Annotated in this window: 1 tRNA gene and 1 rRNA gene; both read right to left on the reverse strand. The window is 49.0% G+C overall.

What is annotated here, in order from left to right:
• Positions 1-137 precede the first annotated feature (137 nt).
• Positions 138-210: transfer RNA gene (locus ACTQZM_RS11955), tRNA-Ala, on the reverse strand.
• A gap of 61 nt (positions 211-271) precedes the next feature.
• A 16S ribosomal RNA gene (locus ACTQZM_RS11960) occupies positions 272-665 on the reverse strand; the annotation flags it as partial.

Genomic DNA, 665 nt, shown 5'->3' on the forward strand with positions numbered 1-665 from the left:
CGATCAGATCATTTAAATAATAAAGCAATTGAACTTCTTAAACTCATTCAACGCGGTGTTTTCTCGGTTTTTTGTATTACTTTTCAATATCCAGTTTTCAATGAACAAATCATATAGTAGAAATCACTTTCTACTAATGGAGCCTAGCGGGATCGAACCGCTGACCTCCTGCGTGCAAAGCAGGCGCTCTCCCAGCTGAGCTAAGGCCCCGAAGTAAACCTCTCAAAACTGAACAAATGCAAACTTGTGTAGTTTCCGTACTATTCCTTAGAAAGGAGGTGATCCAGCCGCACCTTCCGATACGGCTACCTTGTTACGACTTCACCCCAATCATCTATCCCACCTTAGACGGCTGGCTCCTTGCGGTTACCGCACCGGCTTTGGGTGTTACAAACTCTCGTGGTGTGACGGGCGGTGTGTACAAGACCCGGGAACGTATTCACCGCGGCGTGCTGATCCGCGATTACTAGCGATTCCGGCTTCATGTAGGCGAGTTGCAGCCTACAATCCGAACTGAGAAGAGCTTTAAGAGATTGGCTTAGCCTCGCGGCTTTGCGACTCGTTGTACTCTCCATTGTAGCACGTGTGTAGCCCAGGTCATAAGGGGCATGATGATTTGACGTCATCCCCACCTTCCTCCGCATTGTCTGCGGCAGTCTCGCTAG

Source organism: Enterococcus cecorum, from assembly GCF_052119425.1.
In the GTDB taxonomy this organism is placed as follows: Bacteria; Bacillota; Bacilli; order Lactobacillales; family Enterococcaceae; genus Enterococcus_E; species Enterococcus_E cecorum_C.